This is a genomic window from Candidatus Kaelpia imicola (assembly GCA_030765505.1).
Lineage (GTDB): Bacteria > Omnitrophota > Gorgyraeia > Kaelpiales > Kaelpiaceae > Kaelpia > Kaelpia imicola.
In genome coordinates this window covers 85,890-103,003 of the sequence record JAVCCL010000032.1, presented here as the reverse complement: position 1 = coordinate 103,003, position 17,114 = coordinate 85,890, and the positions used below count along the sequence as shown (strand labels likewise).

At 38.2% G+C, this 17,114-nt stretch carries 13 protein-coding genes and 1 pseudogene; 1 reads left to right on the top strand and 13 read right to left on the bottom strand.

Going from position 1 to position 17,114, the window contains the following annotated elements; genetic code table 11:
• Positions 1–776: 776 nt before the first annotated feature.
• From P9L98_05395 to P9L98_05360, 8 genes and pseudogenes are all read right to left on the bottom strand, one after another.
• The gene (locus P9L98_05395; GenBank protein ID MDP8216732.1) at positions 777–1,595 is read right to left on the bottom strand and encodes a hypothetical protein; all 819 of its coding nucleotides are present in this window, start codon (positions 1,593–1,595) and stop codon (positions 777–779) included.
• Positions 1,596–1,816: 221 nt separating this feature from the next.
• Positions 1,817–2,914: pseudogene (gene arsB, locus P9L98_05390) on the bottom strand (ACR3 family arsenite efflux transporter).
• 12 nt (positions 2,915–2,926) lie between these two features.
• Positions 2,927–3,610, bottom strand: a complete 684-nt coding sequence (locus tag P9L98_05385; protein ID MDP8216731.1) for an aromatic aminobenezylarsenical efflux permease ArsG family transporter — start codon at positions 3,608–3,610, stop codon at positions 2,927–2,929.
• Complete coding sequence (locus tag P9L98_05380; protein MDP8216730.1) at positions 3,607–4,122, bottom strand: nitrophenyl compound nitroreductase subunit ArsF family protein; 516 nt, start codon at positions 4,120–4,122, stop codon at positions 3,607–3,609. Before P9L98_05380 ends, P9L98_05385 begins: the two co-directional genes overlap by 4 nt.
• Entirely contained in the window at positions 4,123–4,449 is a 327-nt protein-coding gene (locus P9L98_05375; protein MDP8216729.1) for a putative zinc-binding protein, read from the bottom strand. It abuts the gene before it with no gap.
• A 54-nt stretch (positions 4,450–4,503) separates the two neighbouring features.
• Positions 4,504–4,734 carry a thioredoxin family protein gene (locus P9L98_05370; GenBank protein MDP8216728.1) on the bottom strand — a complete coding sequence of 77 codons (231 nt, stop codon included), beginning with the start codon at positions 4,732–4,734 and terminating at the stop codon, positions 4,504–4,506.
• 18 nt (positions 4,735–4,752) lie between these two features.
• On the bottom strand, positions 4,753–5,925 hold the full coding sequence (locus P9L98_05365) for a permease (protein MDP8216727.1): 1,173 nt from the start codon (positions 5,923–5,925) through the stop codon (positions 4,753–4,755).
• 49 nt (positions 5,926–5,974) lie between these two features.
• Entirely contained in the window at positions 5,975–6,316 is a 342-nt protein-coding gene (locus P9L98_05360) for a metalloregulator ArsR/SmtB family transcription factor (protein MDP8216726.1), read from the bottom strand.
• 535 nt (positions 6,317–6,851) lie between these two features.
• Between P9L98_05360 and P9L98_05355 the strand changes: the two genes are divergently transcribed.
• Entirely contained in the window at positions 6,852–7,910 is a 1,059-nt protein-coding gene (locus tag P9L98_05355; GenBank protein ID MDP8216725.1) for an integrase core domain-containing protein, read from the top strand.
• A gap of 53 nt (positions 7,911–7,963) precedes the next feature.
• Here P9L98_05355 and P9L98_05350 read toward each other — a convergent pair whose 3' ends face one another.
• The 5 genes from P9L98_05350 to secA all read right to left on the bottom strand — a co-directional run bounded on the left by P9L98_05350 (position 7,964) and on the right by secA (position 17,108).
• The gene (locus P9L98_05350) at positions 7,964–10,102 is read right to left on the bottom strand and encodes a class II D-tagatose-bisphosphate aldolase, non-catalytic subunit (protein MDP8216724.1); all 2,139 of its coding nucleotides are present in this window, start codon (positions 10,100–10,102) and stop codon (positions 7,964–7,966) included.
• Between the two features lie 13 nt (positions 10,103–10,115).
• Positions 10,116–11,516 (bottom strand): hypothetical protein, encoded by a 1,401-nt coding sequence (locus tag P9L98_05345; protein MDP8216723.1) that lies wholly within the window; start codon positions 11,514–11,516, stop codon positions 10,116–10,118.
• A gap of 160 nt (positions 11,517–11,676) precedes the next feature.
• Positions 11,677–12,582 (bottom strand): hypothetical protein, encoded by a 906-nt coding sequence (locus tag P9L98_05340; GenBank protein ID MDP8216722.1) that lies wholly within the window; start codon positions 12,580–12,582, stop codon positions 11,677–11,679.
• A 213-nt stretch (positions 12,583–12,795) separates the two neighbouring features.
• Positions 12,796–14,259, bottom strand: a complete 1,464-nt coding sequence (gene lnt, locus P9L98_05335) for an apolipoprotein N-acyltransferase (protein ID MDP8216721.1) — start codon at positions 14,257–14,259, stop codon at positions 12,796–12,798.
• Positions 14,235–17,108, bottom strand: coding sequence for a preprotein translocase subunit SecA (gene secA / locus P9L98_05330; GenBank protein MDP8216720.1), 2,874 nt, complete (start codon positions 17,106–17,108; stop codon positions 14,235–14,237). The genes lnt and secA overlap by 25 nt, the downstream gene beginning before the upstream one ends.
• Between the last annotated feature and the right edge of the window lie 6 nt (positions 17,109–17,114).

Sequence of the window (17,114 nt, the reverse complement as noted above, 5' to 3'; positions counted from 1 at the left end):
CTTTATTTTTCCTGTATGCATTTTAAACCTCCCTTTTGGTTTTTATCAGGACGAATAAGATAGCGCCCTTCTTTTTTTATAATCCTCAAAACAAACATTGATGCATCTTTTATCTATTAGCTCTTCTCATACTTTCTGATAGTATTATACGACAAACAAAAACCCCTTGCAACATAGATAATTACAAAAGGTTGAAATATAAAAACTCCCCGTGCAAATATTAGTTATAATATCCTCTCTGATTCCTGGATCTATGAATGCATACTACTTAAACAGTTATATAAGATTATATGCCAATTCAGAGAGGATTTTATAGTGGCATTATCGCGGTAGCTAAAGAGGCTCGAACTTGTATTTAATAGACTGATGGCTTTCAGAGGGCCTGCCTGCCGACGAGGCAGGGTGCAAAAATTAAGAGAACCAGGCTAAAAGGTGAGTTTTTTGTCCAATTTTGTCCGGTATTTTGGAGAGTCAATTTGCATAACTTTTTTATCGCTTAGTAGTTAAATAATGTCTACTTCCTAAGGCCGCACATATCACTTGATAGAAAAGGCGGGCTTGATTTAATCAAATCTGCTTACTTATCATCCTGTTTATCGCTACTCTCTTAATTCTTATCTCCCCGCGCACTCCAAAAATCCGAACTTTTCTGTGACTATTTATTTAGGAATAAATTGCAAAAAGAAAGGCAAAAGAAGTACGATTGTGTTTTGAACATAAAAGCCGCCCTTTTCTTCCCTTTCCTATTGTCAATTAAAAATAGAAGCATCCCATTTTCACTTATTAAAATCAGCTAAAACATCAATATAGGTGTTAAGCCGTCTTTTCCATCCAGGCAACCATTTCTGTTCATTTCTTCTTGGCGGAGCGTTCTTAACGCGCTCTGTTAATAGTTTTTCAGCTACCTGGACAAACTCTTGAAGCACCTGGGTGCCTCTCTTGTTTCCCTTCATTTCTTCTAAAACCTGAAGCAATCCCCACCCTTGTCCTTTATAACGCTCAGTGGACAACGTTCCTTCGCCCTTAAAGTTAACATAATCTATCAATGCATACATTCCAGCAGGAGTAAGGGCTAAACGATAAAACTGTCTTTCTATGTGAGGCTGCAATTTTTCTGGGGCGGCCTTTAACATTTTTGGTAATGCCTCTTTCAAGCGTTCAACAAGAAATAATAATTGCAAAGATTTGGTCTCCATCAAAAATTCCCGCAAATCAGCTACTTTCTGATTCTGTAAATCCTGCAGAAACTCATCCCGACTTCTCCAAGGACAATGCGGCTCTCCTGACTCTTGTAACCAATTAGGTAGAGTCTTACCTTTTTCTTTAACAAAAAGTAATAATTTAGGAAAGCTTTCTTCAAAAGGCCCCTTTTTACCTTTTGGATACCATATAAAATGCCCTATCCCTATCGACATAAAATCTTCCCCTTCATTCCAAGTAACAAGAAATTCAATTTTACCACCGCATTCGTTGTAGAATATTTTCTTCCCTATCCATTCAGCCTGTTCATTCGTTAAAGAGATTTTCTGCCTTAGACTACAGATTACAGCAATAAAAATTACTATAACAATTATCCCTATAATTATTCTCTTCATTACATACATCCAATTGTAAATAGCAAAATAAAGAAACCCTCTGCAATGTATTATATCACAGAGGGCCAAAAATTAAAACTCCCCGAGACCCCCAAAAATCCGAACTTTTCAATAAACATATACGCAGGACAGAACAACAAGAAAAATGGAGATAGGTGGAAAGTGCTCTTCTAACGCCCAAGCTGCTTTAATATAACGTAATAATAAACCAAGCAAACTCATTAAAAGTTTTCCTGAGCACTTTCATGCCTAAACCAATTACTAGTCCTCAAACAAATCTTAACCAACATCAGCATCACAGGAACCTCAATCAAGACTCCGACAACAGTTGCCAAAGAAGCCCCCGAAGATAATCCAAACAGCATAGCTGACGTTGCGATTGCTACCTCAAAATGATTGCTTGCCCCTATCAAGGCTGATGGCGCAGCGTCCCTGTAAGGAAGCTTAAGCCATTTCGCCAGGCCATAAGCAATCGCAAAAATCAGGCATGTCTGAATAAAAAGCGGAACGGCAATCAAAAAAATCACTTGAGGCTGGTTAATGATAAGCTCGCCTTTAAAAGAAAACAAAAGCACAAGCGTTGCCAATAAAGCTGAAATTGACACAGGAGTAAGATAATGGATGAACTTTTCTTCAAACCACTTAAAACCCTTCTTGGCAATAATGATTTTTCTCGAATAATACCCCAGAAACAGAGGTAACCCAACATAAGCAACAACAGACAAAATAATAGTCTGCCACGGAATAGGCATCTGGTTCACGCCGAGCAACCAACCACCTAAAGGCGCATACAGAAACAACATTGTAAGAGAATTTATTGCCACCATAACAAGGGTATGGCCATCATTCCCTTTAGAAAGATGCCCCCAAACAAGAACCATCGCAGTGCAAGGAGCAATGCCAAGAAGAATACAACCCGAAATATAAGAACGGAATAGTTCAACCTGAGCACCGCCCTTAATGATCTCCACGCTTGGAAGCTATCCCTTAAAGACAACGCCAAGAAAAAAAGTCGCAATAACGAGCATAGTAAAAGGCTTAACACACCAATTGACAAACAACGTAAGAAACACTGGCTTTGGAGTTTTGCCGGCCTTAATCACCTCAGCAAAATCAATCTTGACCATAATCGGATACATCATGAAAAATAGACAGACAGCAATAGGAATCGACACCTGATAAACAGAAAACTTATCCAGCGCCACTGCCACATCAGGAAACAGCTTCCCAACAAAAATCCCAAAACCAATACAGAGAAGCACCCACAGAGGCAGGTATTTTTCAAACACAGACATACTTCTCTCAACTTTTACGCTCATCTTAATACCTCTTTAACTAAAAAAGTTTATCAACAAATGAGACCACACAAAATAAATCCCGACAAGCACAAAAATCCAGCCGGTTATCCTTCTCATCAAAAGCTCAAACTTGGCAGTCTTATGAAACCACTTTGAAAACGATTTCACGCCAAAAACAATGCCTAACGCAAAAACAACAACAGGAATACCAGTTCCTACCCCATAAATAAAAGGATGAATCATCCCAAAACTGCTTTTGAGAGCAAGCGGAATAAGGCTACCGAAAAACAAGGCAGCAGCAATAGGACAGAAAGACAAGGCAAAAAGCATCCCCAACAAAAAAGAACCCACAAGACCTGAATCTGCCAAGCGACTCTGCCGTTCATGCGAAATAGACAACAACGGGATATTCAACTTAACAATATCCACCAAAAACAGCCCAACAAGGATAAGGACAGGCCCGATAATCTTATTCATATAAACCTGAAGGAAATTAGCAACAGCGGGGACGCTCACAAGAGAAGCGATAATTACAGAACCAATAACTGCATACGACACCATACGCCCAACGACGTAAGCCATGCTCGAAAGAAACACAGCCCTAGGATGATTGACCTTCTTAGACAAGAAAGAAACAGCCGCAATGTTTGTAGCCAACGGACAAGGGCTGATAGAGGTAAGGATACCAAGCCACAACGCAGACAAAAGCTCAATCATGAAGAACCCCCTTCCGCCGAAAGGAACGCTTCGGTCTCTTTTTTGACATAATCAAAGAACTGACCTTTATCCCTGAGATACTGCCACACACCTTCAAGATTCTTATAATCAACTTTTTTCCCGCCTTCAACTTTTGAAAGGACTACGCTCTTGGTGTAAAGCTTGTAATCATTGACGAAGTGCTCATTGCCTTTCTCCTCAACATTCACAGCACGGAACTCAAGCCTTCCCGACGCAATCTCATCAGAAAAATACAAATCTAATGCTTCCTTCGTATAAGCCTCGATTGCCCTGCACGAAGCGCATCTGTAATTGCCATAAAAATAATACGCAACAACGACAGAATCAGAAACAGGAACAGAAGCAGCAGAAGAATCCTCAGCATTAGAAGCATCCTCAACAAGCTCTAAAGATGACATATCGTTCTCTTTAGGCGAGTCGCATCCAGATAACAAAGAAAAGCCTATAACACCCACTATCAAAACAACAAATAAAAACACACTCTTTTTCATTTAATCACTCCCCCCGATTATCCTTGACGTAACATCAGAAATCACGTTGTCATTTATCTCACTCTTTCCCTTCTCAAAACCGAACTGCTTAAGGACATAAGGCTCAGGGACAAATCCTGCATGCTCAAGAAGCCTTCTTGCACACATCGCTGGACAGCCGTCAATAGAGATTATCTTATCTGCTGATTTGGCAGATTCAATCATTCCGTCAACGTGAGCGCCAATCCCTGCAAGACAGAACATCTTTGCTTTTCCGTCCTTTGACAACTTTCTTGCAACAGCATCAGAAAGGGCACCCACATCAGCACCCCCCGAGCAGGGAAACACCAAAACCTTGTTTGTTTCACAACCACATTTTTCAGACATTTCAATTACCTCTTTTTATGAAAGCAGCCCCTTAATCTCATCGCTCGAAGGCACCTTGCCAGCAACCTTAACTTTTCCATCAACAACCAAAGCAGGCGTAGTCATAACGCCATACTCCGTTATTTTATCCATATCCTCAACCTTGACCAATTCCGCCTCAATGCCCAATTCATTTAAAGCTTTCTCGGCATTATCAAAGAGCTGTTTGCATTTTGGACAACCCATGCCTAAAATCTCAATCTTCATCTTTATTTCCTCCTATTTTTATCCTGCAATAATTCCAAAAATAATTCCGCTTATTGTTGCCATGACAACGACCAAGCTTACGTAAACAACCGTCTTCTTTGTGCCAATCACACCCCTGATAACAAGCATGTTAGGAAGACTCAAAGCAGGCCCAGCAAGCAAAAGAGCTAATGCCGGCCCTTTCCCCATACCTGCACCTATAAGTCCCTGCAAAATCGGAACCTCAGTCAAGGTGGCAAAATACATGAACGCCCCGACAATCGAAGCAAAAAAATTAGCAGACAACGAATTGCCGCCAACAAGCATTTCAATAAGCCGAGACGGGATCAAACCCTCATACCCCGGCCTTCCCAGAAGAAGACCCGCTACAAGAACGCCGGCAAGGAGAAGAGGCATAATCTGCTTTGCAAAAGACCATGACGAACCAGTCCATTCTTTAAGCTCGTTTTTCTTAAACCACCGAAACAGCATAAAGCCCAAAAGAGACAAAAAAACAAGCGTAATCACCCACTTCGAACCAAAAACAACAGCCCACCAGCCAGCATCACCAGTCTGAGGCTTTCCCCAATTAGCGAAAACAAGGACTGCGACCATAGAGAAAAAATACATCCCGTTCTTCCAAAGAGGCCGTGCTTCCTTTTCTTTACCAAACTGAAACTTTCCGCTAACCTGTCTCGCACGCTCTTCCTTAAGAAATATGAGATGCATCAAAAGCCCAACAACCACACTAAATACAATAGCTCCTATGGCTCTGGCTACGCCTAACTGCCAACCGAGAATTCGAGCAGTCATTATTATGGCCAAAACATTAATAGCTGGCCCAGAATAAAGAAAAGCAACAGCAGGCCCCAAACCAGCCCCTTTCTTATAAATACCGGAAAACAACGGAAGAACCGTGCAGGAACAAACAGCAAGAATAGTCCCCGAAACAGAAGCAACGCTATAAGCTAATACCTTTTTGGCTTCTGCGCCAAAATACTTAATCACTGATGCCTGACTTACAAAAACCGAGATAGCACCCGCAATAAAGAAGGCAGGAACAAGACAAAGCAAAACATGCTCACGTGCATACCACCGAACCAATGCAAGAGATTCAAAGACAGGATTTCTGAAAGGCAGAAGCTCCACAGGCAGATAAAAACATCCCAAAAAAGCTGCAAACATCAACAAAAACCTATCTCTTTCCTTCATCCTTGTCTCCATATTTCCATTTGGTTATATAATTTTTGCAAAAAAATATTTACTTCTTGCAGCAGAGCTTTTCTCTATTAGCTTTCTCTGTTTTCTTCAAATCATCAATTATCATTTTTTCATCATTTAACCACTGACTCAGTATTGTCAACAGCTTCTTTGCGTAAAGATTCTTTGGGCTAATGAAATAATTAGTCCAAAACCCGTCCTGCTCACAATCAACCAAACCAGCCTTTACCATTTTCTTAAGCTGCTTCGACACAGCAGGCTGAGAAACCCCCAAAACAAACGCAAGCTCACAAACACACATCCTGCGCCTGCCGAGAAGTTTCAAAATCCTCACCCTATTAACATCAGCCAACGCCTTAAAGATAACATCCAAATCTTTCATAAAAAACACCCTTTCACAACCAAATAACTAAATGGTTATATAAATATAACCATTTCCAAACCAAAAAGTCAAGAAACAAAAAAGTTCGGATATCTGAATAAGGGGGGTCAATTCGGGTAAAAATCCGAACTCTGTATTTCTACTGCGAGAAAAACATTTTCCCTATAAAAAATCCCCGGCTACGATAAGTAACTGGCTCCCCGTGCAAATATTAGTTATAATTATATCTCTGATTCCTGGGCTTATAGATATGCGCTATATAACCAGATATATCGGATTATATGCCAATTCAGAGAGGTTGTTTTAGTAGCATTATCACCGCCCCGCAAGAGGCTCGAACTTGTATTTAACAGGCTAATGGTTCCAGGGGGCAAAAATTAAGAGAATACGGCTAAAAGGTGGTAAATTTGTCCAATTTTGTCCGGTATTTTGGAGAGTCAATTTGAATAACTCTTTTGTTTTCAAACAGTTGCAAGATGTCCAGCCTCATGGGGTGGACATTTAACCAAAACGGTGCAATTTCAAGGAGGTAAACATGTCAAGCAAGTGCTTTTATAACACGAACGGCAGGCTTTTTCAAAAGTTTTTGTTTCTTTTAGAGCACTTAGTGCATAGCCGGTTGATCAGGCAGATAGAATACCTTAAGGTAGAAAACCAGATCCTGCGTAAGAAAATCAAAGGCCGTATCATTATTACCCCGACTGAAAAGAGAAGGCTCATTAAATATGGCCTTCCTTTAAAAGGTGATATACAGAAATTGATTTCTATTGTCAGTTATTCCAGTTTTAGAAGATGGGTTAAAGGCAGAGAGCCTCAGGGAAAACAAAGCCCCAAAAGAGGAAGGCCAAGAACCAAACAAGAGATCAGAAAGCTGGCCAAAGAGAACAACTGGGGTTATACAAGAATATTAGGTGAGATTAAGAAGCTGAGGATATACTGCCTATCACGAAATACCATAAAGAATATCTTAAAAGAGAACGGGCTTGATCCGACTCCCAAAAGAACTGAGGATACCTGGGATGATTTTATCAAAAGGCACGTTAAGACCCTCTGGGCTTGTGACTTCTTTACAAAGACCGTATGGACAATGGCGGGGCCAAAGAGCCTCCATGCGTTATTCTTTATTAATGTGCATACAAGGAAAGTTCATATTGCAGGAATTACCAAACATCCTAACAGGGAATGGGTAACTAACAGAGCAAGAAGTGTATCTTTTTTATTTGAAACAGGTAAGGAATCGGACAGAAAGCTTCTGATAAGAGACGGAGACGGGAAATATTCCAAGGAATTTGACAGGATAATCGAAGAATACGGAGTGAGGGTAAAGAAGATTCCCTATAGATCACCTAATTTAAACCCTTATGCAGAAGGGTGGGTGGGAACGATAAAGAGAGAATGTTTGGATTATTTCTTTGTGTTTGGAGAGAGGCATTTTAGGTATTTGGTTAAGGAGTACGTTAAATATTACAATACCGTAAGGCCGCATTCGGCACTGAATAATATGCCAATAAGATATAGGTCAAAGAATTTAGACGGCAGGGTTAAATGTGAATCAAGGCTGGGTGGGATTATTAGACATTATTATAGAGAATGAGTAAATTTTTGCACAGGTAGGATCTTATTATGATGCTTAAAACAGACAGAATTTTATAGGTTGTTGATTAAAATTGGCTCTTCAAATGAGCTTACATCTATTATATAATCACCTTGGAAAGGAAATTTTATTCTATAAAGTCTATAAGCAGCTAAATCATATCGGATTCTCTGCAACAGTTCTTCTCTACTTATTTGATTCATACTTGGTTTTCTACTTTCACGTTGAAGAATACGAGCTAAAACTTCATCTGTATCCTGCATATTATACTCCATTGAAACAGAGATATCAAAACCTACCTCATGAGGCAAATGATTAAGCATTACTCCTGAATATATTATTACGGCATCGCGAGGTATATTAAAATTTATGTTTCGACCACGTCTTCCTGTTGTTCGATCATATATTTGAAAAGGCACTGATAAGATAGCTTGACTGCCCCTTATGAACGAACCTAATTCTTCAAACAAATATTGCATTGCATTCTGATCGAAAAGATGTTGAAAGTATAAAAAATCAAAGTTACGATCATTAGTATCTAAAGATGATTGTCCTAACAGTCGTGTTTCTCTGCTTTCCAAGAACATTTCGTCATCTATCAAAACAACTGTATGCCCTTTATCTTCTAAACGCTTCTTGAGTCCTTGTATATTTAAATCTCCATCACCGTTGACAAATGTTGTTTTACCTGCTGCCATATCTCCAGTAATAGCAACTGTTATTGGTCGACTAATACCAGTATTTTCTTGTATCTCTCTTATAGCTTCTACATTGCTAATTATTTTATCTCCATAAATATCATAAGAATGCTGACTGGATTGCACCTGAGTTATACCATCCAATGACTCATAAAAATCCATAATTTTTGTGATGATTCTGCTTTGTATAAATAACTGCAAATAGTTTTCGTATCGTAAACTATTCATATTCTGCTCTAACAGTCTCAGAGCTCCTTGCACCTCACTATCTCCATAGGAATAGTGAGCATTGAATTCAACGACTTCTTTTAATTTTGCATGATCAGATCTAACATCTTCCTCACTCCAGCCTTCTGTAAGTGGAACCCATTTTTTCCAACGACCATCTAAAAATACAGCCTCAGTAATAACCTCTCGCAAATGAGATGGAACAAGACCGTTGTTGGCAACATTTTCTAAAATGCGCGTTTCTTCATCTGCCAAAGCTAATAAAGCACGTGTTTGCACTACTGGAACTTCCGGTGCAACATTTAGTGTATACACTCCTAATGAAGATAGTTTTTCGCGATCAGATGGATCCATAAAATCACCGTTGTGATATTTGACATAATAACCTTGCTCATTAATCGAAGCAGCCAATCGTTGAACAAAATCCTCATCTAGTACAGCTTGGCTAGTACCTCGCTCTCTTAAAGGAGAAGGATTAACAGTAACAAATCCTATCAGGTCTTGATTTAAACCCCGTAGTTCAAGAAGTCTTTTTAAAGAGACTAAAAAACGTTCTGTTATTTCAATCATACTTTGGTCCCAATATTTCCTTTCTCCCCTAACCTCATATTGAATAGCTGGTAATCCTAGCGTACAACGTTGGTTTTCAACATATTCAATCAGTTCAACTGTTCTCTGTAACATCAACATTTCTTGTACCTTACCTAACTCAACACACTCAGAACTATGAGGACTTCTACTAGCATCTATATGAAGTACATTAAAACCCGCTTTCAAATCTGCAAGAAGCGACATTTTAGCTCGCTGCATAGCTTCCTCAGCAGAAATCGCCTCTCTAAACTCTTCATCTCTTTGCCAAGGTCCACTATGATCACGATAAAAATAAACGGGAACATCGCTAGCTCCTAATTCTTGCATGCGTTGCCTTACAAATCCTACGAAACGTTCTTGATTCCAACCTTCCACATACCCACCACCAAATTCGTCCATATCAACCTGATTACGGCTAGGTATAAATATTAGCGGCTGCTGTTCAATTCGAGCTGCCAGTATTGCAGAATCTACAATTAAAGGTGATTGTGGCCCAATGAATAAAACAGTGACACCTTTTCTCCTGGCTTCATCTACTATATCAACGACACTGTTAGGAAAAGAAGTCTCTACATCCTGTATCCTTCTTGCGAATGCCACGTTCAAATTAAACAAAAATATTATGAGAGTGATGATACAGTTGAATCGATATTTTTTTAACTTAAAATTTTTCATCTGAATATAAACCTCATGGTGCGTAAGTATGTATAATTTTACACTTATCATAAGATGTTAAAGTAATACTTTCTCCCTTCTCTATTTCTAAAACCTCTCCAGGAAACAATGAATAGTGTTGACCTTCTTTGATTACATTCAATATTCCATTTAATACAAGTACTACTTCCGATGTACGTGTACGTCCTCCAATATTTCTACTTTCTCCATTAGAAAAAGTGATTTGATCAATCACATAGTTGGGCGTAGTCTCTATTCTCACTACACCATCATCTTCAGTAATTATACTTTCCTGTATTTCTCTTCCCGCATCAGAAAATTCAACTCTTGCTACATCGTCTCCTAATGCAACAGGAAGCCTCGGGCCCCACCAATTTATATTTAATCTTTGAGCTTCTTTAATAGTCCTTTCGCTATCTGTGTATTTATCTAATAATCTAGTAGTCACAGTTGGAGCTGCAGCTTCTTCCCCTGAATTAAATTCCAAGTGCATAATAAGTCCCTGAGTAGGTCTTGAAGTATGCACAGTACCCACAGGTATATTTCGAATAGTCAAATTTTCACCGCCAATATTCACAAAAGGTAAACTATCAAAAAAAGACGATACCTCTTCCATGTCAGACTCATGGAATAATCCTACTTTTTCTCTTAAATTTCCAAACTCATCTAGAAGCAAATGCAAAATCTCTCCATGTCCAAAATACAACTGAGATTCAGTTTTTTTCATATGCCACTGAACAGACTCATGTTCTCCTTGCATTATATATATGGCTTTTATCCCGAAAAGATCATTTTCCGCAATCCAGACTTCCATTCCCCAGGGTTTCGCTACAATATGTGAAGAGGAAAGAGTCTTTTCTCCTTCTGTAAGTTGAGCAATTTTTATTTCCGGAGTCATTAGATAGCTATCAATATTTCCATATAAAGCGCTACGTTGATTTCCATTTAAATCAGGCTCATTTTGCAACACAATGTTTAGTAACATATTACAAAATGAAACATTAATATGTTCAGCAACATTATTATTAATACGATTTATTGGAAAATAATTATAAATCTGTTCAATGCCTCCATTAATAATTACGTCAAGGTTTCTGCCAATTATCTCATATAAATCAGCTGGCACATTACCGTTTCTATAATTCCACAGCAGAGCTTCTTTTTTCCGGATCGTAATACCAATTATTTGTTCTCTTGGATAATTAGAAAAATATCTACATCTTCTATAAGCGGAATTTTGCGATACAGATGAATTGGAAATTTCTTTAGATATAAAAAATGAGTGAAGATTAAGCAAAAAAACTATCACACATACACTAAGTAAACATTTTTTTACGATTGCTATAATTTCATCCCCCTTATATTTTATTAAGCAATATATAGTATTTGTACCATATGTAATTACCGATTTCAAATAACCACGTCATTTTATTTGGATAAATAAAAAAGCCTCTGAAACTTATCGCTATACAGAGGCTTGAGATATAAAACTCCCCGTGTTGGACGAATTTCGCAACTGGCTATACTCAGAGGAAGCTAAAGAAAATTACAGATAAGATTATAATAACACCTGACTATCTAAAGCTTATTATCGGCATTCCTTGTGCGTACATTAGATACGAGCGATAAAAAAGATTGCCTAAGTCTCCCTCAAGATAAGATTTGCATTGTTTTAACCGAAGTGCTAGCTCTTCCAACTCGCCAATTTTTATTATCCTTCCGCCTATAAAAATATTTTGTTCTTTGATACTATCACCGCAAAAACTAAAACCAAACAATTCTTTATCATACTCTCTTAAAAAAATCTCTAACCCTTCAATCAATTTTTGTTTACTTGCTATCATAAGTACAGGATCCAGACGTCTTCCTCCTATCTCCGCGGCAATATCCGTGGCTAATATTTTAGCTGTTTCTCTTAAATCAGGATCTACTATATCATATGTATCTTTGATAGAACCTGCTTTTACTTGCCTAACACCTTCAAGATAGATATTAAATTCCTTTTCAGTTAAATTTGTTACGCTATAAAAATCATATATAGCAGGTGTAATAGGACTATTTGTTGGTACTCCAACTTGATAATGATTTACTATACCTCTTTCTTGCTCTATTTTCCTTATGCTATCGAGACTAGCATTATAAATTTCAACAAACTGGCCTGCCTCTGTCATCTGAGTAGAATCTTTTGGATTATATACGCATACCATAACGAACGCTTCATCGTTTCTTCGTATCTCTATGAGAATGCCAGAAGATGATTGGAAACGTATTCCATCGCGCAAACGTTCCCAGTTTCTTTCAAAAAAATCGGGTTGAGCAATATCTTGGAATTGAAAAGAAGAATCTTTTAATCTACGTAGGTGTAAAGCATAATCCTGGGTAGAATCTTCATTATTAGTAAATATTGCAAAATTTTCATAACAACCTACTATAATAAACATTAATAATAGAAACCAGCCAGCCATACCCTTTTTAATCACATTGAGCTCCTTTTTTCATTCCATCCCCCTCACGCCTCACAAAGTATCTGCAATATATATACCACATATATACGCAGTGTCAAATAACCACGCTGTTTTTAAAATAAATAAAAAAACCTCTGTAAGTTATTGTTTTACAGAGGCTTAAATATAAAAACTCCCCAACAAGGACTCGAACTATTCCTAATTGAAGAAAACTTAAATATTATAAACTTAGAACGTTTTTTTATTACTCCAAGCGGAATACAATAAAACAAAAATAAAAACAATAATAATAAGTAACAATAAACCATATTTAGAATAAAAAGATAACTCTCTATAAATTGGAACAGCAACCATTAAAACATCTGCCCTAAATGGATCTAATTGACTTAATATACGCCCCTTATAATCTATCAAGCAAGTTATGCCTGTATTTGTTGAACGCAAAAGCGAGCGTCTACTCTCGATTGCACGGAAAACCGCAATCTGATTATTCAGATATATCTCTTGGCTGTTCTTAAACCAACCTTCATCAGACTGATTAACTAAAAAAGAGGCACCGCTTAAAGCAGCTTTTCTTGTAATATCAGAGAAGATATCTTCGTAGCATATCAAAACAGAAAAATAGTGGTCTTGATACTTAAGAAGATTTGAATCTACGCCGGGAGAATAATATCCGACAGGATAAAACTCCGTTAAAAAAGATAATATTTTCTTACATGGAAGATACTCACCGAAAGGCACCAGATGATTCTTAAAATACCTGCCTTTGACCTCTCCATTCTTGCTAAATAAAAGAGATGAGTTATAAAGCTTGTCATCCTGATAATAAGGAATGCCTAAAATCAGATTGCTGTTGAGCTCTTTGACGATATCTTCTATATCATCCATAACTCTCTTATCTCTATTCCAGCTATAGGGCAATACTGTCTCAGGAAATATTATAAGTTCCGCCCCTCTCTCTTTTGCAATTAGCCCAAGCAACCTGATTCTTTTTAAATTATCTCCATACAGTTCTGGATCCCACTTTAGGTTAGAATCCACATTTGTCTGAATCAAGGCAACGTTATTAATACTACCTTCAGGCAGAAGAGAGTTCAAGCGATGCCTGCTATAACAAAAAGAACAGACTATGGTTAATAGGATTATTATAAAATTAACCGCCTTATACCTTCTATTTTTTTCGATAAATGAATAGAGTAACGCTGTATTAATCAAAACAACTGCAAATGATATACCGTAGATACCGAATAGATCTGCAATCTGAATAAAATTCAAACGGCTCCAAAAAGCATAACCCAAAAAACCCCAAGGAAAACCTGTAAAGAGAAAAGAACGCAAAAATTCAAGAGATACCCATAGAGTTGCTATATAAAAAGGATTAGTCAATTTTCTATTTCTACTAATTAGAGCTGTAAAGAGTCCGGGGTATAAAGCGAGATAAAAAATTGCCGCTAAAAACCCGAGAAAAGTTATATGAATAACCCAATATGACAAAAAACTAAAAGTTATGATACCCCAAAAATATCCTAATAAAAATTTTCTCTTAAGAGACGCTGTGCTTATTCCGATATAGATTAGAGGAGTAAGAGAGAAGAGCAGAAACAGGTCAGAATAATAAAAACCAGCTGCTGTTAATAGTGCAGAGAGCAGAACAGTCAAAAAGATTTTCATCCATATTTTGGATAACAGCATTTTTTATACTTCTTACCGCTATTACAAGGACAGGGATCATTTCTACCTACTTTTTTATTATCCCTCCTGTAGGTCTGGTGTCTATCTACTCCTAGCTTCTCATGCGGCGTCAAACGAGTTGGGTCTTCAGATTCAGATTTCATCTTTTTCAAAGACTGGAACTGATTAACCTCTTCATGTTTGTAGTCCTGGGCAGATTTTTCAATCAAACCGCCTGAAGCCATCCTAAACCTGGGATGAAATTTGAACAGATACTCGACAACATCCAGTTTGATCCTCGCAGCCATCTCTTGAAACATCGCATAAGATTCATTTCTATATTCAACCAACGGATCTCTCTGCCCATAAGCTCTAAGACCTATACCCTCTCTTAAATAATCCAAGCCATAGAGGTGCTGTTTCCATCTCATATCTATAACATGTAAGAATATCATCCTCTCTAATCTTCTTATCTCATTCTCTTCCAGCTCTCTCTCCCTATCTTGATAAATCTCTTTCATCTTAGTACTCAGATATTCAAAGCAGTTAGTTACGATCCTATGCCAGCTGCTCTTATGCTCTCTCTCACCCTCTAAAGATCTCTCTTTCAATCTATCTCCTGTAATCTGAACTCTAAATTTATCCAATAACCACTTAGAGAGCCCATCCCAATCATAGTTATCAGCCAGTTCAGATTCAGAGATATAAATCTCTATCTGATACTCTAAAACCTCATCTATTATTTCATAAATATGTTCTTTTAGATTTTCATTAAACAGAACGCCCCTGCGTTCATTATATATTGCCTGACGCTGCTTATTCATTACATCATCATAATCCAAGAGATGCTTCCTGATCTCGAAATTAAAACTCTCAACCCTTTTCTGAGCCGTACCTATAGCTCTAGTGATTAAACCGTGCTCTATCTTTTCGCCGTCTTCAATGCCCAGCCTATCCATAATCATAGCAATTCTCTCAGAACCAAAAATACGCATCAGATCATCTTCTAACGATAGGTAGAATTTTGAAGAGCCAGGGTCACCCTGACGGCCAGAACGCCCCCTGAGCTGGTTATCGATGCGTCTTGATTCATGACGTTCTGTTCCTATGACATGAAGGCCTCCCAATTCAATTACTTTTTTATGCTCATCCTCCACTAAAGATGAAACTTCCTGGGCTGCCTTTTTAAACTCCTCCTCGGTAATATCGTTACTATCTCTATTATTCTGTTTTAATCTAGCTTTTGTCAAAAATTCCGGGTTACCGCCTAAAAGAATATCTGTTCCGCGGCCAGCCATATTTGTCGCTATCGTCACCGCCTTAAGCCTTCCTGTCTGAGCAATAATCTCAGCCTCCTTCTCATGGTATTTAGCATTGAGTACATTGTGAACCACTCCTCTTCTTTTTAATAATTCACTTATAATCTCAGACTTCTCTATGGATGTAGTTCCCACAAGTACAGGCCTGCCCGCTTCATACATCTGGCTAATATCACCGACAACTGCATTGAACTTCTCTCTCTGACTTTTATAAATCACATCGGGGTTCTGCGATCTTCTTAAGGTTTTATTGGGAGGCACAACGATCACTTCTAAATTATATATCTTGTTAAACTCCGGGGCCTCCGTAGCCGCCGTCCCTGTCATACCGGAGAGTTTCTGATACATTCTGAAATAGTTCTGAAAGGATATAGTCGCAAGAGTCTGATTCTCTTGTTCTATCTTAAGAGCTTCTTTAGCCTCAATCGCCTGATGTAAACCGTCAGACCAGCGGCGCCCGGGCATAAGACGGCCTGTGAATTCATCTACTATTAAAACCTTGCCATCTTTTACAACATAATGAGTATCTCTCTTAAATAGAAACCTGGCTCTCAAAGACTGGTTTATGTAATGAGACCAGGGTTCAGAATAAGCATTCGGCATCTCCTCCCAAAGACTATCTATCTTCAGTATCTCTTCACACTTTTTCTCACCTTTTTGAGTTATGCGAGAATTATTGCTCTTCTCCTCGGCTATAGCATCACAGCTGTCGTTAAACTCCTCCCGAGGAATCTTCTCTTCACGTCCATCCTGAGTTCTGATTACAGTAAATCCATCCTGAGTATTTCTTGCATCAATAATCACTCTTGCCTGAAGCTGCTTAGCTACTCTATCTGCAAGATAATATTTATCCACTGACTCCTCAGAAGGACCCGAGATAATAAGAGGGGTCCTTGCCTCATCAATGAGTATCGAATCAACTTCATCTACTATAGCGTAATGGTGAGCTCGCTGAACCACATCTTCTTGAGATATCACCATATTATCTCTTAAATAATCAAACCCAAACTCATTGTTTGTGCCATAGGTAATATCGCAATTATAAGCTTCTTTTTTCTGAGCATGGCTCTGTCCATGCACAATAACGCCTACAGTTAAGCCTAAAGATTCATAGATAGAACCCATCCAATCCCTATCACGTTTAGCAAGATAATCATTTACAGTAACAATATGTACGCCTTTTGAATTTAAAGCATTTAAATAAGCAGAGAGTGTCGCAACGAGAGTCTTACCTTCACCTGTTGCCATCTCAGCAATCTTACCCTGATGAAGCACTGCTCCGCCTATAAGCTGGACACCAAAATGTCTCATTTTCAGTCTTCTTTTTGCAACTTCCCTTACAACCGAAAAAGCATCGGGTAGAATATCTTCCAAGCTCTCTCCAGCCGAAAGCCTCTCTCTAAACTTATCGGTCTTAAGACGCAACTCTGCATCGGTTAATCTCTGCATTTCGTTTTCATAAGAGTCTATCTCATTAACCAAAGGATTGAGTTTTTTTAACTCTCTTTCGTTCTGGGTTCCTACGATCTTTTTCATTATAAAATTAAGCATGGTATA